Genomic DNA, 20558 nt, shown 5'->3' on the forward strand with positions numbered 1-20558 from the left:
GGAACGGCTTGAGGCCGAGCCGGTCCCCCCGTCTCGATGTCGAAACGCTGGATCCCCAGGGTTCTAGGCTCGCGGTGTAGACCCACCGCTTGCTGAAGGGGTCGGGGCGCTGGTACATCCCGCCCCCGAAGCCGATCTGCCGCTAGTCCTCGTTGACGATGCCTAACCAGTGGCGCGCGGCACTTCGGTCCCATCCACGAGTGGTTGTCCTGCATGCCGCCGTAGATCCAGTAGGGGTCGCGATCGTCGGCGGCCACCGAGTAGAACTGCCCGATGGGAAGCTCAACCGCACCCAGGTCTCCCCAGGTCCCACGTTTCTGCAGCCCGCCGTCGCCGCCAAGGAAGGCGTGGCGCGAGTCCTTGGGGTTGAGCCAGAAGGCGACATGGGCGCCCTTGAGCCCGACGTCGACGTGTGGGCCGGTGGAGCTGCGGAAGGTCCGCCCTCCATCCTCACTGCGATACACCGTGACCCCGATCCAGACGCGATCGGCGTTGGTCGGGTGGATCACCGGCTTGAGTAACACGGGGCGCGGATTGAGCGGGTCCACCTGGCGCCACGTGTCTCCGCCGTTCGGATCGGTAGGTGCCCGCCCCGGTGCGATGCTCGATCGTGGCGATCACGATGCGTGGATCGGAACGGGCGATGGCGAGCCCGATGCGCCCCCTTGTCTCCCTTCGGGATCCCCTCGGTGATGGGCGCGCCAGGTCTCGCCGCCGTCGGTCGACTTCCAGATCCCGCTCCCGTGCCGCCACCGTTGTACCCCACGGCGTGCGCAGGCGCTGGTAGGTCGCCGCAATCACGACGTCGGGATTGGATCGGGTCGACCACGATGTCGGTCGCCCCCTGTGAGCGAATCGACGAAGAGCGTCTTGCCTCCACGTCCGCCCGCCGTCGCTGGTGCGGAAGACGCCACGGTCCGCGTTAGGCGCCCAAGGTGGTCGCCGGCCGCGCCACCCAGGCGATGTCGGGGTTGGTCGGGTGAATGGCCACCCGCCCGATGTGCCGCGTGGCGGCGAGCCCCAGGTGTGTCCAGGTGGCGCCGGCGTCGGTCGACTTGTAGACGCCGTTCCCCCACGAGGTGCTCTGCCGGTTGTTCTGCTCTCCCGTGCCCACATACAGGATGCGCGGATCGCCTTCGTAGATCGCCACGTCGCCGAACGTCGCGACCTTCTGGTTCTCGACGCTCGGCGTCCACGTCGTCCCCTTGTTGGTCGTCCCACAACCCGCCCGGCGGCGGCGGGCGCGCAGGGTGAAGGGGCCCCCTCCACGTCGTGGATGCGCCCGCCGAGTGCGGCCGGGCCAATCGACCGGAAGCGGAGCGAGTCGAATGGCGACTGGGCGCCGGCTACCACAGGCGCGAGGACGGTGAGGGCGAGGGCGAGCGAGCGGCGCATGGCGTCGAAAGTCGGGTGAAGAGTCGCGCGAATCTACGGTCGCGCGCGCCACGCCACGAGCGGGGCCCCCGGGGTGCCGAGCGCCCGTGCCGCGGTGCCGACCTGCCGCCGCGCCACGTTGCCCGGGGTCTTCCACCGACTTGCGCACGGCCGCCCTGGCTGGGAGAATAGAGGCAACCCCACACCCCGCCCCTTTCATGGTCTCGCGTCGCGACTTCGTGAAGCGCACTCAGGCCACGCTGGCCGCTACACCGCTCGCCGGCCTGGCGATGTCGACCCCTGACGCGTCCACGGACGCGTCGCCGCGCGCCCCGGAGCTCTGGCCTCAGCACGCCGTGCGCCCTGTCGTCATCTCCGACTACTCGGGGGGGAGTTCAGGAACGGGGGACCGAGAACGCCGTACAGCGCGCCTCCGGCTCATCACCGAGGGCAGGATGTGCTGGACGCCCTCATTGCCGGCGTCAACATCCCTGAACTCGACCCCCACCGAGACCGGGATCGGTACTGGGGCGCGCCTAACGCCGACGGCGTGGTGCAGCTGGACGCGCGTACGCACGGCCCGCGCACGCGTGCGGGCGCTGCTGCTCCTGTATCGAAGGGGTGCGCACCCCGTCGCTGGTGGCGCAGGCAGTCATGGACTACACCGACCATCACCTGCTGAGCGGCGAGGGGCACGCGAGTTCGCGCGGCAGATGGGTTCACCGTCGAGGCCGACCTCAATACCGACACCTCGCGCCGCCTCTGGCGCGAGTGGCGCCGCCGCGTCGATCCCGAGCACTGGCTCGATCCTAAGCGCGGGACGCGCCCCTGGGCGACCGGCACGAGAAGGACCCCGGCGACACCGACTTCGCCGCGAGCGCGCATCGGGTGCCTAACGCCGAGTGGGAGTCGCGCGCGCCTCGCTGCCGGTCGGTCGATGGTCCGCGATGGACTGTGCGCGAGGGATCGTTCTGGGGACGATCAACTGCGATGGCATCAGCCCCACCGGCGACATCTGCGGCGTGACGACGACGAGCGGGTTGGCGGAAGATCCCCGACGCACCGGCGACTCCCCCATCCTCGGCGCCGGCCTCTACGTCGACAACGACGTCGGCGCGGCCGGCTCCACTGGGCGTGGCGAGGCTAACCTGTACAACCTGTCGTCGTTCATCGTCGAGGCGCTGCGCCGCGGCATGAGTCCCAAGGATGCCGGGATGGAAGCGCTCAAGCGCATCAAGGCCAACACCATCGAAAGCCGCCTGCTCAACAGCAAGGGGAACCCGAACTTCAACATCCGCTTCTTCGTGCTCAACAAGCGCGGCGAATGGGCCGGCGTGTCGATGTATCACGCGGGGGAGACCAAGTTCGCCGTCTGCACCGAGAACGGCGCGCAGGCGCCGGAGTTGAGCCACTGCTTGCCGGTGGGCCCGAGGGACTGACCGCGGCGGCTATGCGCGCGACGGATGAAACGCACGATCTCGTCGAACAGCACGGGGAGATAGGCCGCACGGTCGAACCCCGGCGGGTCCTGCGAGGGCGGGATCGCCGGACTCACCATCTCTGGCGGGTACGGGCTGAGGAAGGCGAAGTGACCGGCGTTCGCGACCACGAGGTGATCGAGTTGCGCCGGGTCTTGGAGGCCGCTGGCGACCACCTGCGCGTGAAACGCCGTCGTGAGCATGTCCCGCTCCCCGGTGCGCATGAGGATCGGGACGTCGACGTCGGCCAGCGCGCCGTTGGCCATGAACCACGGCGTCGCCGGCGCGAGGAGGACCAGGGCGCTCACGCGCGCGTCGCGCCTAACGGGGACCGTGACCGCCGCGCCGTTAGGCGATTCCTGCGCGAGTGACGTCGGCTTCCCGCCGGCAACAGCAAGCGCGGTGTAGCCGCCCATTGAGTGCCCGATGATCGTCACGCCGCGCGGTGCGCGACCCGCACCGACGAGTGGGTCGGTGAGCGCGGCGTCGATGACCACGTGGAGGTGACGCGGCCGGTTCTCGAGGTTCGCGACCGTTCCCGAGAGCGAGTCGTCCGCACGACAGTTGCCGGGGTGCTGCACGAGCGCCGCGACGCACCCCGCGCGTGCGAGATGCAGCGCCAGGTCACGATGCGTGAAGGGGGTCCCGCCCGACCCGTGCGAGATGACGACCAGCGGGAGCGCGTGTCCGTCGACGGGGGCGTCGAGCGCAATGTCGACCCGGAATGGGCCGAACGGCGCTGGCTGCGCCCGGGCCCGTGTCGGATAGAGCAGGCGCACGGGGATGCTGGTCCCCTGAACCGCGTCTGCCACGTCGATCGCGCGGCAACCGGCGTTGATGCCGGCGGAGAAAGTCGTCACGAACGATGGGCTACGGTCACGTGTCGAGCAGCGCCGTCATGCGTGCCCGCGCTGGCTGGGAGCGGGGGAAGCATGGCGCCCGCCAGCCGCAGCGGTCAAGCCGCCATCGTGCGGAGCGCGACTGCTGGCCACGCCCTCGCCACACATCCCGATCGCCAGGCTTTCCCACCCGCAGACAACGCGCGCCGCCAGGGCATCAACGGGGGGCCCGTCGTGGCACGGACGGCTCCACCGCGTAGATCGAGTCCCAGCGCAGCGCACGCACGCCGCTCGCTGAGGTGCCGAAGCGCAGGTACGCGTCCAGTCCGGGGACATAGTGCGTATCGCCGCCGACCGCAAAGGCATCGTAAGGCACGCCTCGCACGCGTACGATCAGGCGTTCGCCGTCGCGACGCACGCGCACCTCGCCGAGGGTTGGCACACGATAGGTCCCCGTGATGTCGGTGACCGCATCGCTCACGGGCGGGGGCGCCAACGTTTCGGGTGCGCCACCCTCGGCAATGGTGATGAGTGCGCGGGTGAGCGCAGGCTGCAGCCACGCCGGCGGGGCGTCGTTCGCGACCCATGCGACGGTGAGGTCCTGCGCATCGTCGGCGTACGCGACGCTGAAGAAGCCGTCGTGGTGGCCGGTGTAGTAACGACGCTTGGTGTCGGGCGACAGATACCAGCTCCCGAGCGAGATGCCGGTGGTCCGTCCGTCGTCGAGTCGGGCGAGGCGTATCGCGTTGCGCAGCGCCTGCGGCGGAACGACGCGGCGATAGCCGGCCAGCCATTTGTGCAGGTCGCGAGCCGACAGGTACACGTTGGCCGCGCCGTGAAATCCCTCCAGGTCGTAGGCGTCGTGCGCCGCCATTCCGTCGTTGGTGCGCCGATAGCCTCGTGTCCGATTCCCCGGCCAGTCGGCAAACCGCGCCGGTCGCACGAAGGCCGTGAGCCCTAACGGGCGGAAGAATCGCTCGGCCAGCACGTCGGGGTACGACGCCCCCGAGACGCGCTCCACGACCATGGCGGCCACGTCGTACGCGACGTTGTCGTAACTGAACGCGCTCCCTGGCACGAAGGCCGGCATTGGTGCATCGCGGGACACGAGCGCAAGGTGGCTGGCATTCGTGCGCGGCTGGCCGGCCGCGACGCGCGGGTCCAACCATTCGTAGCCGGGTAGCCCTGCGGAATGCGAGAGCAGGTGGCGCACGCGCGTCGCGGCATGTGGATACGCCGGAGCAGGTCGCGCACCCTGGCGCCGAGCGCGACCCGCCCTTCCGCCACCAGGGTCAGTAGCACTGCCGCGGTGAAGGTCTTCGCCATCGAGGCCGCATCGGTCGGCGTGCTGGAGGTGAAGGGGATGCGCTGCTCGACGTCTGCATACCCGAAGCCCCCCTCGTAGACGATGTGATCGCCGCGCCCCACCACCACGGCCCCCTGAAAGAGGCCGCGCTCCGCCAGGTCGCGCATGAGCGAATCCCGCGCGCACGGCGATGGAGCGCGACGCGGTGACCTGCGCGTAGGAGGGCGCGTGCGACGCGACGCAGAGCAGGAGCACCAGCGCAAGTCGGGGCACATTCCTCCAGGAGCAGGATGCGTGTTCGCGCGCTCCCCGAAAGGCAGCCACCGCGACACGTCGATTGGGGATGACCAGCCTCAGACGCTCGGCTGCACGTCCGATTGGCGCACCCGCACCGTCCCGGCACCGGAATGGAGCGCCACCAGGTACACCGGTTCTGGCGACGTGCGAAGCAGCAGGACGACGGTCCCCGCATCGCCTTCGTGGGCCCCAGCGAGGACGCGCACTGTCTGGTTGTGCATCAAGGCGATCCCCTCGAGGCGCTCGCCGAGCAGCCATCGATCGCCGATCCTGCATGGGCGCGGTCATGTACGATCGACGTTAGGCATGGGCGCCGTGCCCACGCGGGCGCTCGTCGGCGTCATGAGCCACACGACTCAGAACCACGGCTCGGGATCGCCCGAGTAGGTCCCGTCGCGTGACACCGCGAAGTCGACGACCGCTCGCGCGTTGGCGGCGACGGTGACCTGCTTCGAGAGCGGATCGGTCGCCGCCAGGTAGCCGGCACGCGGAATGACGCGAACCCGGTACACCCCACCGCCCGACAGGCGAACGCTCACGCTTCCGTCGTTGCTCGTTCGCGCGATCACCTCGGTCGCGGCGAGCGTCACGATCACCTGCGTGCGACCGACCGCCACCCCACGATCGTCGCGCACCCGCACGTTGATCATCGTCGCGTCGGGTTCTGTCCCGCCCAGGACGCCGCAGCCTGAGGCCCCGACGAGCAGCAGCATCAGCATGAACCGTCGCATGGGATCCTCCGTCTGCTCGACCGACGTGACATGGGGCGCGGCGCACATCCCGCGAGTGGAAGCAACAGTGAGCCGCCACGACGGGCAGGGGGCGATCGCTCGGCCGCTCGTGCCACGTCCGACGCAGGGATGAGGCGACGCACTTGTGCACCGGTGATCGAAAACGCGCGATCCCGCTGGCGGCGACACGCGCCCGGGGCGACCCCCACGCTCCACGCGCCCGCTCGGCACGTTCGCGCCCCGTCAGCGCCTCCGCGCGACGCCCCTCGGTCCAACGCCCACGCCAGCCGGATCCCCACGGCATAACACGTCAGGTCGCTCCACAGGAACCCCTGCCCGAGCACGAGTGCGCCAATCCGATGGGCCCGGAGCGCCACCAGCCACGCCGGATGCAGCAGCTGACTGCATTCCACGGCTAGAGCCGCAAGCCCCGCCGCACACGCGAATCGAGGCGCCGCTGCGCTCGGCCGAAGCCACGCCAGCAGCCAGTACACCAGCGTCGCCCACAGCACGTCGCCGCCGAAGGTCGCAAGCACCTCGGGAAAGGCCGCCGGAACGCGACGCGTGGCGAGTCCGGTGGCGATGGTGGCGACGGCCAGCGCGGAGAGCCTGAGGCGAGATCGCACGAGCGACGAAGTGGCCAATCAGCCGGTGCGTGCGCGGCGCTGGCGCAGCACTTCGTACACCGCGATCCCCACGCTCGTCGACAAATTGAGCGAGCGAACGCGCGTCGCGTCGATCGGCATGGTCACGAAGCGATCGCGATAGCGCTCATGCAGCGCGGCGGGCAGCCCACCGGTTTCGCGACCGAAGACGAGGACGACGTCGCTCGGCTCGCTGAGTGGTGCCTCCCAGAGGAGGCGCGTCGCCTTGGTGGGAGAAGAAGAACGGCTCGCCGAGTGCCGGCAGCGCACGCTCGAACGCCTCCCAGCTTGGCCACACGCGCAGGTCGACGTGCCCCAGTAGTCGAGCCCCGCGCGCTTGACCTCGCGCTCATCCAGGGAGAAGCCCAGCGGCTCCACCAGGTGCAACGTGGCGCCGGCGGCGAGGCAGGTGCGCCCCGCATTGCCGGTGTTCCAGTGGATCTCGGGGTGGACGAGGACGACGTGTGTGGCCAACGGAGGCGGACGGTGTGGGGCCGGTGAAGAGGGAGCGGACGATGCGGGACCAACGGGAGCGGCCGCGCGCGCGTCGCCGGAGAGCCTGAACGACTCGCGCCCGCGGTCGCGAGCGCCCCATCGCCCGGCAACAGGCGCGCCACCTCGTCTGCGAGCGCCTGCCAGACCTCGAGGCGCCAGTATCGCCGAGCCGCCGCACTCGTGGACGGGGCCACGAAGAGCCGAGTGGCACGGACCATCCCGGATTGTAGCCCGAGGGCGACGTCCGTGCGCCCCAGGAACTGCTGGGCGGCGCGCTTTCCGTTGAAGCACAACATCCGCGGCCGATAGCGCTCGATAAGGAGCGCAGCACCTCGACGTCCGACTCGGCGGGCCGCAGCACGTGGTCGGGACCGACCTGCGTCTTCACGATGTCGGTGAGGCTGATGCCGAAGTCGAGAAGCGTCCGGAACTCGTGCGGGCCAACGGCCGCGGCGTGAGGCCGACCTCGAACAGCGTCTGCCAGAAACGGTTCTGCGGCCCGGCGTAGTAGCACCCGGCCCGCGCCGACGCCGTACCGACGGCGGAGCCGCAGATGACCAGCCGAAGGCCGGGGCAATGACGTCGTCGAGCATAGGTCTATTGATCTCGTGGTGCCACTGGCGTCGTCAACGTTGCGGCACCGATTGACAGAACGGCAGGGCGAGAGACATATGGTTAGCCATATGGCTAACTATTCTGCCTCGCTCGATCACGTCTTCCTCGCCCTCGGCGATCCGACGCGTCGAGCCATCGTCTCGCGGCTGGGCGTTGGATCGGCCTCTGTCACGGAGCTCGCCGCGCCGTTTCATGGCGCTGCCGTCGTTCACGAAGCACATCGGCGTGCTGGAGCGCAGCGGCCTTATTCGGTCCAGGAAGCAAGGACGAATCCGCACCTGCGAGCTCGACGCGGCGACGCTTCGTGACGCGGAGTCATGGATGGCCGATCAGCGCGCTCTCGGGGAGGCGCGCACCGATCGCCTCGAGGCGTACGTCGAAATCCCTGCAGGGCCCCCCTCACGCAAAGGAGTAGGACCATGTCCGTCGGCAGCGAATACGACCTCGAGATTTCCAGTGTCCCGCGTGCCGCGGGCCCTGGTCTGGCAGGCGTGGAGCGATCCCGCCCATCTCAAGGAATGGTGGTGCCCCGCCGTGGACCACCGAGGTGCGCGCCTTCGACCTCAGGCCAGGCGGTGCCTTTCACACCTTCATGCGCGGTCCCGATGGTGGCACCAGCGACAACCCGGGTGCCTTCCTCGAGGTGGTTCCCCAGTCACGCCTCGTCTGGACCTCGGCGCTGCTCGAACACTGGCGCCCAGCCGCCGACCCGTGGATGCCCCTGACGGCCTACATCAACCTCTCCGATGAGGGGGAGCACACGCGCTACGTGGCGACGGTGCTCCACAAGGACAAGGCGACGCGCGACCAGCATGAGGCGATGGGGTTCTTCGACGGCTGGGGGACCTGCATCACGCAGTTGGAGGAGTTCGCGGCGTCGCTACGCCGCTGACGCCATCGCTCGTCAGGCGGGGAAGCTTCCGTCCTCGGCGAGTCCCAGCAGGTTCCCCGCCGGGTCCTTGAACAGGGCGAACGTCACCACCCCCGGCACCACCGTTCGCGGGATCACCACAGTCCCGCCGGACGCGGCGATGGTCGCCAGCGATTGCGTGATGTCGGGGACGCCGAAATAGAGCACCTTGTCGGGCGGGTCCTGGCGCAACCCGCCACGCAGGCTGCCGGTGTTGGCCGCGGCGATGGCCGAGTCGGTGCCGATCTGCCAGCCGAAGACGCCGCTGTAGAAGGCGCGGAGCGCCGCCACGTCGGGGCCGGCGAATTCGAAGTACACGAGTGGGGCAGGCATCACATGACCTCTGAGATGGGGTGATTGGTCGTGTCGTGCGTGGTCATGCGCGGGAGATGCCGGGCGCGGTCGTCGCACCAGCATCCTCATCCCGTCGCTTCCGGCTCATCACGCCGGCGGCGATGAGGGCGAACAGGAGCCCCACCGGGAGCGGCTCCAGGAAGGTGATCGCGATGTTCACGAGCGGCTTCTGGTACATCGCCTGGAACTCCTCCATCTCCTTCCGCTTGGCGGCGAGTTGGGCTTCGTTGGCCCCGGACTTCCGCTCCTTCTCGATTGCCTGCGCGGTCATCTTCTCGGAGTAGCCGGGGTCAGCTTGAAGTACATCACTTCCACGTGGCGACGTAGCAGCTGCTGGCGACGAACATGATCAGGAAGCCGACCAGGAAGGCGCGCGCCCGAAGGTGATGCGCCCGCCGGCCACGTTGTCGCGATACGTCTTGACCCTCCACGAAGATCATCAGGAAGGCGAGGACCATCGACGTGTAGCCGATGAGCATCCCCTTCTCGGACCCGATCTGCTCCTGGAACGGCATGGCGATGAGCAGCATCGCCGACATGATCGTCCCGGCGATGAGCCCGAACGTCAGCACGATTTTTCGCATGACAACTCCCGGTTGGTTGAGGAGGGGCGAGTCTATCCGTCGTCCCCCGCCGCGCGCGTCACACGAACGGGTGATTTTGGGCGATCTGGGGCAAAATCATGCGAAAGTAGGAGGGTTCGGGGCGGCGCCTTCGGGGGGCCGAGCCCCTCACGGAATCAGGCGCAGCTCCGCCCAGCTGCACCGCCTGCGTCCGTCGCCGGGCTCCCAGCTTGTCGAAGACCCGGCTCGAATGCGTCTTGACGGTGTTTTCGCTCACCGACACCCGCTCCGCAATCTCCCGGTTGCTCAACCCCTCGGCCATCAGCGCGAGGATCTCCAGCTCGCGCGGGTGATCCGGAGCGCCCGGACCTTCTGCTCGTCGCGCACGAAGGTGGCCGGCGCGGGGACGTGGACCGGCACCGGAACGTGAATCTCCTGAATCTCCCGCACGACGACGGGCTCGGCGGGGCGGGTCAGCCTGAGGCCGAGCCAGATCCCCAGCCCGGCGAAGACCGCCGCGACCAGTGCGCCATAGATCTCGATCGAGTGCTCGACGATGATCCAGCGGTACTGAATGAAGCGGAGCACGGCGACCAGGGCGCCGCACAGGAGACCGTACAGAAGGACGTGCTTACGCATTCCCGCAGCTGGAGAGGGGCGGGTCCGGAAAGGGACGCGATCCGACGCAGAAGGGCAAGCGCCACCGCGCCGCCGGGTGACATTCCGGATCGCTGTTCCGCGCGCCACTTTCGGGGATCTCTCACCCGTCAGGCTCTGCCGCCATGTCATCGTCCCGCCGCGACTTCCTTCACACCGCCGCACTCGCTGGTGCTGGGCTCGCCCTCTCCCCCTCGATCGCATCTGCGTCGGGAGCCCGTGCGAACGCGAATCCGGGCGAGCGCCGCGATCCCACGCCATCCGTGGCCCCCAAGAAGCTCCTGATCCTGGGCGGCACCGGCTTCATCGGCCCCAACACGGTGAAGTACGCCCTCGCCCGCGGGCACGAGGTCACGATCCTCACGCGCGGGCGCAGTGCCAGGTGGACGGCGTCGAGCACATCACCGCCGACCGCGAGGGCGACATGGGGATGCTCTCAAAGCGGAAGTGGACGCGGTGTCGACAACAATGCGCGAGACTACCGATGGGGTTGCGCGCGAATTGTGTGGCGGCGCTCAGGACTCCACGGGACACTACCTCTTTGTCTCGTCGATCTCGGCGTACAAGACCGATACGATGAGCTACGCGACCGCGGGGAACGTGCGCACGGAGCCGATCTGACGAATCGCACCGAGCGTTTCGCCCCGCCGCCGGGGTTCAAGGACGGCGATGAGGCGCCGTACGGCCTCACGAAGGCGATCTCCGAGAACCTCGTGCACGCCGCGTTCCCGAAGCGCGCCACCATCGTGCGCCCTGGGCTCATCGTGGGCCCCACCGACCCGACCGATCGCTTCACGTACTGGCCGGTGCGCGTCGACGAGGGGGCGAAGTTCTCGCCCCGGGGAACCCCAACCACTCGTCGCGGGTCATCGACCAGCGCGATCTCACGGAGTGGATCGACAGGCTCGCCGAGAACGGGTGATGGGCGACTTCAACGCCACCGGCCCCGGCGACGCGGATGAGCTTTAGCCGAGATGCTCGGCTGCCGTCGCGCGGTGACCTCGACCCCGGTCTCGTTTACCGGGTCCCCGAGTCGTTCCTGGCCGAGCAGAAGGCGGCGATCTGGAGCGAGATCCCGGCGTGGGCCCCGGGCGACGCGCTGATGACGTGAACGTGAAGCGTGCCATTGCGGCTGGGCTCACCTACCGACCCCTTTGCCGTCACGGCGCTCGACACGCTACCGTGTGGGACAAGTCGCGTCCCACCGCCGACCGCGCCAAGCGTGCGGCGGGGACTAGCGGGCGCGGGAGGCGGAGAGATCCTCGCGCGCTGGCGGCAGCGCGCGAAGCAGCGCGCGACGCGGGGTGCGACGGAAGACTGACGGGAGCTGCAACGCACCCGTGCGTCCACCGCCACCACGCCGTGCGCGAAGGCGAGGAGCGGATTGACGTCCAGTTCCGCGATCACGGGAAAGTCCGCGGCGAGTTATCCAGCCGGCACAGGGCATCGACCAGTGCCGGCTCTTGTGCAGGCGGCCCACCGCGAAGCCCCTGAGCACGCGCGTGCCCCGCGGATCCCGCGGAGCATGTCGAGCGCCTGCGCGTCGTCGATGGGGGCACGCGGAAGATCACGTCCTGCAACGCCTCGACGAAGACGCCGCCCAACGCCCGAACATGAGCAGTGGGCCGAAGCGCGGGTCGTGCATGATCCCGGCGATCGTCTCGCGCCCACCGTGAGGTAGCGCTGCAGCACCACCCCATCGATGTGCGCGGTCGGTGCCGCCAGCCGCACGCGCGTCATCATCTGCGCGTAGGCGTCCGCAGCTCGTCGGCATCGGCGATCCCGAGTACGCCGCCGACATCGGTCTTGTGGAGATGTCGCGGCTCGCGAGCTTCAGGACGAGCGGGTAGCGCGTTTGCAGCGGCCGCATCGTCGAGTCCCGTGGCATCGCCCGTGGCGACGAAGCGCACGTCGGCCACCGGATGGGCGCTATAGCGCAGCCAGGGCGATGGACTCGCCCTCTGACAGATGCGCGCGTCCCTCGCGGGCGCGCCGTCGATGATCGCCGCGGCCCTGGCGATCGACCTCGCCGCGGCGTCGCGCTTCGCTGCGATGCTCCACCCCCCATTCGCGCTGCCGGTTGGGCGCGTTCAGGGCGCGCGCCGCGCCTCGGGGAAGATGTAGGCGGGGATCCCCGCCTGGCGCAACTCGGGCCGCCTTCGCGGCGCCCCCTTGAGCCCCATCAGCACGGCCGCATCGGCTTGCGGGGCGGGTCACGGCCGCACTGACGATCGCTTCGGCCAAGTCCTCCTGCCTAACGCCGAACGGCGGGACGAAGATCGGGACCACCGTGTCGATGTTGGGATCGGCGAGGAAGGCGGTGAGCGCCGCCTTGTAGCCGGCAGGGGTGGCGGAGGCGATCATGTCCGAGCGGGATTGCGAATCGAGGCCTTAGGCGGGAAGAGCGGGCGCAACGTCTCGACGGTCGCCGGGCTCAGCTCCACGAGTTCAGACCCCTGGGTCTCATCGCGTCGGCGGCGAGGATCCCGGGGCCGCCGGCGTTGGTGAGCACAGCGGTGCGACGCGACCGGGGCGCGCCAGCACGCCGAACCCCATCGCCATGTCGAACCGGTCCTCGATGGGTTGGCGCGCAGGACGCCGGCCTGCGTCAACATCGCGTCGAAACCACGCCGTGTCGCTCGCGGCGAGAGTGCGCCGGTGCGATGACGCGGCGGCTTTAACGCACCGAAACGCCCCGACTTCCCGACGATGATCGGCAGGTAGCTTGGTGATGCGTGACGCCGACTCAGGAAAGCGCCGAAGGGGTCGCCAGGACCTCCAAACGTACATCGGGATCACCTTCACCGCCGGGTCGATCTTTACTGCTCGAGCAGCTTCGGTGCTGGAGACGTCGGGGAGTTGCCGATCTGGCACAAACTGCGAGATGCCAATCGCTGCTCACCAGCGCGCGTAGTCCAGCCCGCTCAACCCCAGCGCCCCCGACGCTGCGAGACGAAGGCCCGTGGGCGAACAAGGAACGGTCGGGCGAAGGTCGCGTTCATCGACACCGCCGGGTCTCGGCGTTGATCACCCCATGCGGTGCGGGACCGATCGTGCGCATCCCGTGCCGATGGACGATCGCGCCAGATCGCCTCCAGCGTCCACGCCGGCTCCCATCTCACGGAAGCCGGCGACGATGACGATCAACGCCTTCACCCCGGCCGCGCCACTGCGACTCCGGCCGCGTGAGAATTTTCTCCTTCGGCTTTTGGGTTTTGGCCGCAACGTCCACCGGTTCGAGGACATCGCCGAACTTGGCGGTAGGCGTGCACCGAACGGATGGACGACTGGTAATGCCCAGGTTGACCGGGTGGGCGATACCGTTGACCCCGAAGTCGATAGGGTTCGAGAGGACCTGAGTTCCCCACCTGGCGCTGGCTCGCGCGGCGCTGAAGCGCCGATGAGCGGCGACGGTGCGCGGGGCGAGCAGTGGGGAGAGAGTCGAGGACGGGTGTAGCGTTCACGGGGGGGCACGATGACGGTCGGGTGCACGGGTACGCGCGCGCAACCTCGCGCCTCGTGCCGGCCGCAGCATCGATAGCAACCCCCTACACCCCGCCGACTTTGGGGGAGCGCTCCGGCGCAGGGCGTCCGTCGCGCGCGCCTACGCGATGATGGTCTTGTTTCTTCGAGACCGCCGGGGAGATGGGGCCAGCGTCGGGCGTTGGCCGGCCCGTCCGCCAGCTTGAGGTGCCAGCGCAATCAGCCCGTAATGGTAGCCCCTCGTGCCGAAGCATGTGCTGCAACAGGAGGAGTGGATGGTCGGTGGTGCTCCATCGCCATGCCTAACGTCTTCCTGATGACGCACTGCATCCCGCACGGCGCCGCGGCGCTTATCGCGCAACATCTCCGTGGCTGACCTTGCTGCAGTGCGCGTCCGAGCACTCCTGCTCCAGCGACCGCCCGAAGGCACGAACTCCGAGGCGTCTTCTCGGCGATGAACACCAGCCGCACGTAGTGCATGTTGCGCCGCCAGTTGGGCAGACGTTGGACTGTCCATCGCGCGCAGCATCTCGTGTCGAAGGAGGGCGAGGGCAGATTGACCAGGATATCAATCATTGTTCTTGTCCCCCGCGTCAAGCATGGCATCGAGCAGGGACCCGTCCGGGGAGTGCGGCATGTCGCGCGACGCCTCGATGAAGTGATTGGGTGGTGGCATGACCGTCGACCGCGATCACCGCCGCGTGCGTGGACTACCCTCAGCCCCCCATGCGGCGCACGACGCAAGCAGTTGCGCACTCGCCTTCCTGCGGTCTGCGAGGTCTGCCGCGGTCGATGGTGGCCACGACCCGCACGGCGTGGATCCAGGTTGGTGTGGTGATCGAAAACGCCGGGCGTCGCGCGCGATGGGAGCGCCGCTCCCATCACGACCGAAGGCGATGCTGACTCCACCACTCCAGCGCGTGTCGTCTCTGGCGGCCAGCACACGCTGTCGCCCCGCCATGTACTGCCTCGGTGTTGCCGAACGGAGGTGTCCGCCCCTCGGCGGGTCGACGAGCGCCAGGACATCCCTGACGTCGGGCGGTTGATCGCCTTGCGATGCCGCCGCGTCGGGCATTGGACGAATCGGCGACTGGGGTCGATCCAAGCATGCGGTGGGCCGTCTTCTTGGAGTACTGGAAGTGCAATCAGGACCGTCCCGATCGGGATGGCGCGAGGATCAACGGTCTGTCTGGGTATCATGCGGTACGATGGCGAGCGGGGCGTGCCTAACGCTTCCGTCGACCGACGCACGCCCGTTTTCATCTGCGGCTCGGGGGTCAGGCAGTTGGCGCGCATATGCGAGATCGGTGCGAGAGAAACCAGGCGGCCGCCTGGCAGGTTCCCGTGATGCACGAGCGGCCCTGACGGCGCGTACGATCCGACGTGGAAGAAGGCCACGAAAGTGGCGAGGAAGGCTCAGCAGACGCGACTGTAATCGATCCTGCATCGCACCCCCGATTACCACGCGCCCGTGCATGGGAGACGAGCCTGACCTTGGATCCGGTCTCCCCGACTGCTCCCCCCCCCGCCTCATCGCCCTCGCCCCGGTTCGACTCGACGGCCCCTGACCGATCAGAGTCCCGCCGCGCCCCCGGTGAGCCCCGCCACCTGGAGATGGCACCGGACGCCAGTTTTACGGTGCCGCCACGCAGGTTCTCATACCGCCGGGGAGAGAGGGAGGATTTTTACCAGACTTCTGGAACAGAGAGTCGACCGCAGGAAACGCATCTACCCATTGGCAGCCCTTCTGGGGCTGATTCGTCGGGGCGTGCGATGGGCCGGACCCTGTCCACGCCGCTTAAGGAATCCCCAGCGGTCCCATCTTTCCATGCTGGTGTCGGCTGGCGGTGGGTTCTTACTGGCTTGAGCTCCCGGTCTTGAGCATACCTCCGCCGTCCGCGTCGACGGCACCGTTGCCTGCTGGGGCAGCAATCGCCTTGGCCTGCTCAGAGTCCCCGCCAACGGTAGCTGCCACGCACTGGGTCAGCGCGGAATGGGATCGCACGTGTTGCGCTCCTGAGCGACTGGCGGCGCGGCGTGCACTGGGTTACGGCGGCAACGGACAGACGACCGTCCTGCAAACGTGCGACGCGCGGTGAACGTCGATGCCGGCGGCGGACATAGCTGTGCGCTGCAGGACGATGGCATCGCCGTCTGTTGGGAGATACACGCACTCAAAGCGAAGGCGTGATACCACCGACGCTCGGTGGTAAAACAGGTGAAGAGCGCAGGTAGCATCACACCTGTGTGCTCAAACTCCTGACAGGACCGTCGCCTGTTGAGGGCAACGGCGATGAGCCAGATCAACGCGTGCCGCCAGGACTCACACGAACGTGAAACCGGTGAGGACCGGTGAGAACAAGGGCCGCCATCCTGCGCACCGGTGGCAGCGTGATCTGTTCGAATGGCGGGAGGATGGGAGTGGCCGATCCGCCGGCCAACCTGGGTATCGTCACGCAGGTGGATGCCCGGCATGCGCATGCCTGCGCGGTCAAGGCCGACGGCGGCGTCGCCTGCTGGGGCTACAATGCACTGGGCCGCGACGACGATGCCAGCCAACCTCCGGGGGGCGGTTCAGTTGTGTTTTCGCGAAGATAAAAACACTCCGCGGTGATGACCGATCCCGGGTGACCTGCTGGGGCTTGGCGGCCGATTGGACGGACTGCGCACGCCATCGAGGCCGTGTCCGGGGGCGGCACCCCCGCGGAATTTTTTTTTGTACGCGAGGAGCGCGATCGCCACTCGCGTTGGCCAATGCGTCAGTGCCAGACTACATCGGCAATGCCGACCTGACCTTCCGCCTTCGATTGTGGTGACGGTGCCAGCTGCGGCCCTTTGGCGCCGCGACCCGATGTCCTGTCCCACCGTGGACAACGGCATGCCTGCGCACGATGCGCGCGACGGTCATGGATCGCGACGGTGGCTCCCAACGCGTACGCGCCCGGTCGGCGGATCGAGAACGCCGCCCCATAGACGGTATTGACCGGCGATGTCGCCAGGCGACGCTCGGCAAGCCCTACACGCTCCACGGCTGGCGCCGTCCTCTGATCCGGGGGTGGCCGACGCTCCATGGACGTACGCCATTTATTGGGGAGACGAGACGCCCGCCGCGACGGGTTACTTCCTGATCGATCTTGGCGCCGCTCGTCGTGACGCACCGTTCACCCGCCCTGGTCCCCCGACGATCATGGCACGCGTGACCGACAAAGGACAGTGCGATGCGCTCCCGCTTTTATCAGATGGACATGACCCCCCAGTTCTCAGACTACTTCGAACCAATCGACCGCCACGCCCGAGGTGAACGACCTGACCACGGGCGACCTTATGCCGCTCCCCATCAGGTTCACCCTCGGTGCAGACTACGGGATGAACGTCTTTGCCTCGACGTCGGGGGTGCGGCAGGTGTCGTGCGGCCACAGGGGCACGGCTCGGCGCCGTCCTGCAACCGAACATCCGGGGCTCGGTGCGGGGTCGTTGCCGAGCGCTATGAATTCACGACGGAAGACCGACCAAGGCGTACAAGGGAGCTGCCCCCGCCTGGTCGTGCGGCTGACGGGACGGCACGACTTGCACGGCGGGTTCCCTTCCCGTTGATCCGCGTGTTGTGCCGCAAGCGAAGCCTGCGCCAGAACATGTACCTCGGCGCTGGTTGTCCTCCGTTCGTGCCGAAACACTGGCGTTGATGTGCCGATGCGTGGGCGTCGACCTGCGTGTCGCTCGTGTTGGCGGCGTGAGTGACGATAGATTTCTTTCGCCCGATGCGGGCCGTCCGATAGCATCGCTTCCACAGCCGCTATACCACCACGTGCAATGGATACCAGGGAGAGTCACACACGCGGTGCCGCTCTACGCAAGTCATGCGGCCGGGGCGCCGAGTATGTTGGGGACGAAGGATTGCGGGTTGCGGTCGTACAGGAGAACCAGCTGCTCTGCACCTGCACCATCTGGCTGATATACTTCAGGGAAGCGATATTACTGCTGGTGCAGGTCGACGGGTGAAGTTCACGCGTGACCCGCATTGGCAAAAAAATGACCGATGAGCGTCCGGGCGATATTGAAAGCCCTTTCAGTAGCGGCCGCCCTGCGTGTCGGCATTCACCATGAAACTGATGTACCCCCCTAACGTGCGGTTGGTTTTGGGCTTTTCATGCTCGGGAGAGGGCATCGAAATGAAGCTTCCACGACCTAATCGGCGTCGCTCCCCGTGGTCGTGAGCGAGACGTGCCCCGACCTCGCCACGGCAATGTTGAGGTCTTCCGTCAACGGTTCCCGACTCCCATCGCTACGTGGGGCCGATGGTCCACGAATCGCTGGTCGTGCAGCCCGGTGCGCCAGCCGTCGCCGTTGTCACAGCCGAGGAGGTAGGGGCCAGGATGGGCCGGGTCTGACACAAACACGCCGTAAATATCGGCGATGCGCAGCCGGTCGACCGGCGTCGCGGTGCGCGTGCGCTGGCGCAGAGCAGGCCGATCGCGCGAGGGCGCCATTCTCCCGAGGGTAGAGCCTGCGCAGCCGAGCATCCCTGGGCGGCCACGCGTCGAAGCGTACGCCCCGCGTTGGCACCGTCTCGAAGACCCACGCTGGAAAGTCCCCGCGGTCCCTTGCCGTGCCAGGTAGCCTGGAAAAAAAACCGGGCGCAGGATGCTACGGCCCGGAAAAAGTGCGAGTTCTTGCATACCCAGTGCGGCAGGATGACGAAGTCGCCCCCCTTGCTACAACCAGCCGTTGTGATACCACGGACGAAGTCGGATGCGGTTCCACCCTCGGGTGTCCGGCGCTCAACCGTCTGATACGCGAGTTGTGCGCCGGGGGATACCTTCCTGATCCCACCATCCTCAACAAACCCTACTGGCGGGACCTCACCTTCGTGAGAACCCGCTGCATCGCCCGTGCCTTCGAAAGTAGGCGTCGTACGGTAGGGTGCGTCCGATCGCCCGACCCAGCGACGGCAACCGCGGAAGAACGCCAGTCTCGCCTCGCCAGCGAGTCCAGCGTCAGGTACCGGAGGCCGTCACTCGGCAAGTGGTCGTACGCGGGGATCGTCTGGAATGTATGGCGAAGCCTTTGGGGTCAGTCTCCATCAGCTGGCGAACTCGACGCCCGAGGTCTGGCAGAACGCCCCTGATGAAAGAGTCGTCGCCCATCCGGTATTAGGTCCTCGGCCTTTGCGGCGAAGACCGCATGAAACGCCGGGAGTGCGTCCGGCAGCCAGCCCGCGAAGCCAGCCGGGTCCCGTGCCATGCGCCAACCGCGCCGCGCTGTTTCCCGCCGGCTGCTTCACCCAGCCAGTCGATGGTGTCGTACGCGTCGGTCTGATTCGTCGATCGCGCCGAGGGTCACGTGCATCGCGCTGCCGTCGATTCACGACGACGCGCCCCCTCGGACCTGAAACGCCCCCCGGACGTCTTCGAAGAGGACAGCATGCCCCCGTCTTCTGCCCAGCTCACGGGGTATCGGCGGGGCGGGGCCCTCATAACACCCGCCCTTCGGCCGAGAAGGGGGGTGCGAACGAGGAGGATCCAGGGCTCGCTGCCGCTACCCGTCGGGAGAAACGCGCCACGGCGAAAACTGCCCCATCCACGCATCGGGATGGTGAAATCTCTCGCCGGTTTCGAAGCAGTCCGCGACTTGTTGGCCGTCGCTGGGCCTCGCGGTCGAGGAAGGCGAGGGCGCACTGACGCTGCACGTGACGGCGACGGCGAGCAGGCGCGGTGAGCGCAGCGGGCAGGACAGATGATGCACGCAGCGTCCTGGGGCGGGCGATGAAGGAACTGGTGGGCGAGGCGTGCGGCATCCACGTGTCGATATCGCCCCCTCGCCGGCGCAACACCGCCGGTCGACCCACATTTTCACCAGCGCGCAGTGATGCCTCGTCATGTCGGGCTGCGTCTGAAGTCGCGCGCTCACGCATCCCGGTCGGCGACAGACGGCGCGCCAGGGATGAGCTGAGGAGGCCGCACCGCAGAACGATGCCCTGGAAGTCCTGCGTGTTGCACGCCCGCCCGCGTCCATTACGCCCGCACCCGGAAGTCGTCCGATGAGCCTGATGATGTCCTGGACCCCACGCTCTCCAGGACTGCCCTGGCCACGACCACGCTCGCGGGGTCGCGGGGCGTGCGTTGGATGCGCGCGACTATTCCAGCGCGCTGGCCGCCCTCTCCCGCGCATGCTCGCGCAGGACTCCGTCACACCCGCGGTGACCCGGTGGATGGCCGGGCGCTACTTCCCGACCTCAAGCGCGACTACGCAGAGGCGGCGGTGCAGTTCCGCGAACAGGGGGAGGTTGACCCGACCCTGAGCCAGGTCAGGAGTTCGACATCGCCAGCCGCGTGGGTGCGATTAGCCGACGTCGGGGATCCAGGTGGGCGGCGAACGTGCTTTCCGGAGTACGCCCGCCGGGACCGCAATCTCACGTCCTTCTGACCCTTGCGCCTGGCGACACGGACTCGACATCGGGGCCCGCATCAGGCGTATCGATCATCCTCGCCGCCCTGCATCCCGATGTGCGGATCATCGCCTACAAACCCGCGGCGTAATCCGCCAACTACGCCCGCCGCTCCTGCGCAACCTGGCCGCCAACGGCATCACGAACGTCACGCCGGTGCAGCAAGGCGGACTTGGCCGAGCACAGGAGATGACCATCACGTGGAGCGCCGAGGCCACCGCGAGATGAGCAACCCGATTGCCCGGGACTGTCCCGCCGGGGCGCGCGCCGCGCACCTGGAAACAAACAGATGAGTTCCGAGACGGCCCGGTGCGTCACGGCACTCGACAGTGTTGGAACGCATAGGAATCGAGCGATGCGCCTGGCT

Annotated in this window: 19 protein-coding genes and 1 pseudogene; 6 read left to right on the forward strand and 14 right to left on the reverse strand. The window is 68.0% G+C overall.

What is annotated here, in order from left to right:
* Positions 1-524 (reverse strand): hypothetical protein (locus tag IPN47_16045; GenBank protein MBK9409526.1); only part of this gene is annotated, 524 nt, incomplete at its 3' end.
* 398 nt (positions 525-922) lie between these two features.
* A complete protein-coding gene (locus tag IPN47_16050) occupies positions 923-1150 on the reverse strand; it encodes a hypothetical protein (protein ID MBK9409527.1) in 228 nt (75 codons plus the stop codon).
* A gap of 1171 nt (positions 1151-2321) precedes the next feature.
* Between IPN47_16050 and IPN47_16055 the strand changes: the two genes are divergently transcribed.
* Positions 2322-2813, forward strand: coding sequence for an isoaspartyl peptidase/L-asparaginase (locus IPN47_16055; protein MBK9409528.1), 492 nt, complete (start codon positions 2322-2324; stop codon positions 2811-2813).
* Here IPN47_16055 and IPN47_16060 read toward each other — a convergent pair.
* From IPN47_16060 to IPN47_16085, 6 genes are all read right to left on the reverse strand, one after another.
* Positions 2720-3712, reverse strand: a complete 993-nt coding sequence (locus IPN47_16060) for an alpha/beta hydrolase (protein MBK9409529.1) — start codon at positions 3710-3712, stop codon at positions 2720-2722. The two genes, IPN47_16055 and IPN47_16060, sit on opposite strands and share 94 nt — an antisense overlap.
* A gap of 196 nt (positions 3713-3908) precedes the next feature.
* Positions 3909-4904 (reverse strand): serine hydrolase, encoded by a 996-nt coding sequence (locus tag IPN47_16065; protein MBK9409530.1) that lies wholly within the window; start codon positions 4902-4904, stop codon positions 3909-3911.
* Positions 4905-5350: 446 nt separating this feature from the next.
* The gene (locus tag IPN47_16070) at positions 5351-5515 is read right to left on the reverse strand and encodes a hypothetical protein (GenBank protein ID MBK9409531.1); all 165 of its coding nucleotides are present in this window, start codon (positions 5513-5515) and stop codon (positions 5351-5353) included.
* Positions 5516-5650: 135 nt separating this feature from the next.
* Complete coding sequence (locus tag IPN47_16075; GenBank protein ID MBK9409532.1) at positions 5651-6025, reverse strand: carboxypeptidase regulatory-like domain-containing protein; 375 nt, start codon at positions 6023-6025, stop codon at positions 5651-5653.
* A complete protein-coding gene (locus tag IPN47_16080) occupies positions 6007-6651 on the reverse strand; it encodes a DUF2809 domain-containing protein (protein ID MBK9409533.1) in 645 nt (214 codons plus the stop codon). The genes IPN47_16075 and IPN47_16080 overlap by 19 nt, the downstream gene beginning before the upstream one ends.
* 18 nt (positions 6652-6669) lie before the next feature.
* Positions 6670-7143: a hypothetical protein gene (locus tag IPN47_16085; protein MBK9409534.1), complete on the reverse strand. Its 474-nt coding sequence runs from the start codon at positions 7141-7143 to the stop codon at positions 6670-6672.
* Between the two features lie 957 nt (positions 7144-8100).
* Between IPN47_16085 and IPN47_16090 the strand changes: the two are divergent.
* Positions 8101-8671: pseudogene (locus IPN47_16090) on the forward strand (SRPBCC family protein).
* Between the two features lie 12 nt (positions 8672-8683).
* Here IPN47_16090 and IPN47_16095 read toward each other — a convergent pair.
* The 5 genes from IPN47_16095 to IPN47_16115 are packed head-to-tail and all read right to left on the reverse strand — an operon-like array spanning position 8684 to position 10245.
* Positions 8684-9022 (reverse strand): VOC family protein, encoded by a 339-nt coding sequence (locus IPN47_16095; protein MBK9409535.1) that lies wholly within the window; start codon positions 9020-9022, stop codon positions 8684-8686.
* Between the two features lie 43 nt (positions 9023-9065).
* The gene (locus IPN47_16100; GenBank protein ID MBK9409536.1) at positions 9066-9314 is read right to left on the reverse strand and encodes a DUF4199 domain-containing protein; all 249 of its coding nucleotides are present in this window, start codon (positions 9312-9314) and stop codon (positions 9066-9068) included.
* Between the two features lie 34 nt (positions 9315-9348).
* Positions 9349-9627 (reverse strand): hypothetical protein, encoded by a 279-nt coding sequence (locus tag IPN47_16105; protein MBK9409537.1) that lies wholly within the window; start codon positions 9625-9627, stop codon positions 9349-9351.
* 58 nt (positions 9628-9685) lie between these two features.
* The gene (locus IPN47_16110; GenBank protein ID MBK9409538.1) at positions 9686-9928 is read right to left on the reverse strand and encodes a helix-turn-helix transcriptional regulator; all 243 of its coding nucleotides are present in this window, start codon (positions 9926-9928) and stop codon (positions 9686-9688) included.
* Positions 9928-10245 (reverse strand): hypothetical protein, encoded by a 318-nt coding sequence (locus IPN47_16115; GenBank protein MBK9409539.1) that lies wholly within the window; start codon positions 10243-10245, stop codon positions 9928-9930. Before IPN47_16115 ends, IPN47_16110 begins: the two co-directional genes overlap by 1 nt.
* A gap of 143 nt (positions 10246-10388) precedes the next feature.
* Between IPN47_16115 and IPN47_16120 the strand changes: the two genes are divergently transcribed.
* Positions 10389-11225, forward strand: coding sequence for an NAD-dependent epimerase/dehydratase family protein (locus tag IPN47_16120; GenBank protein ID MBK9409540.1), 837 nt, complete (start codon positions 10389-10391; stop codon positions 11223-11225).
* On the forward strand, positions 11222-11374 hold the full coding sequence (locus IPN47_16125; protein ID MBK9409541.1) for a hypothetical protein: 153 nt from the start codon (positions 11222-11224) through the stop codon (positions 11372-11374). The genes IPN47_16120 and IPN47_16125 overlap by 4 nt, the downstream gene beginning before the upstream one ends.
* A gap of 818 nt (positions 11375-12192) precedes the next feature.
* Here IPN47_16125 and IPN47_16130 read toward each other — a convergent pair.
* Positions 12193-12627, reverse strand: a complete 435-nt coding sequence (locus tag IPN47_16130) for a hypothetical protein (protein ID MBK9409542.1) — start codon at positions 12625-12627, stop codon at positions 12193-12195.
* A 3202-nt stretch (positions 12628-15829) separates the two neighbouring features.
* Here IPN47_16130 and IPN47_16135 point away from each other — a divergent pair.
* Both IPN47_16135 and IPN47_16140 read left to right on the forward strand, forming a co-directional pair.
* Positions 15830-15937, forward strand: a complete 108-nt coding sequence (locus tag IPN47_16135) for a hypothetical protein (protein MBK9409543.1) — start codon at positions 15830-15832, stop codon at positions 15935-15937.
* Between the two features lie 230 nt (positions 15938-16167).
* A complete protein-coding gene (locus IPN47_16140) occupies positions 16168-16344 on the forward strand; it encodes a hypothetical protein (GenBank protein MBK9409544.1) in 177 nt (58 codons plus the stop codon).
* The last annotated feature ends 4214 nt before the right edge of the window (positions 16345-20558 follow it).

It is taken from the genome of Gemmatimonadota bacterium (assembly GCA_016719105.1).
In the GTDB taxonomy this organism is placed as follows: Bacteria; Gemmatimonadota; Gemmatimonadetes; order Gemmatimonadales; family Gemmatimonadaceae; genus SCN-70-22.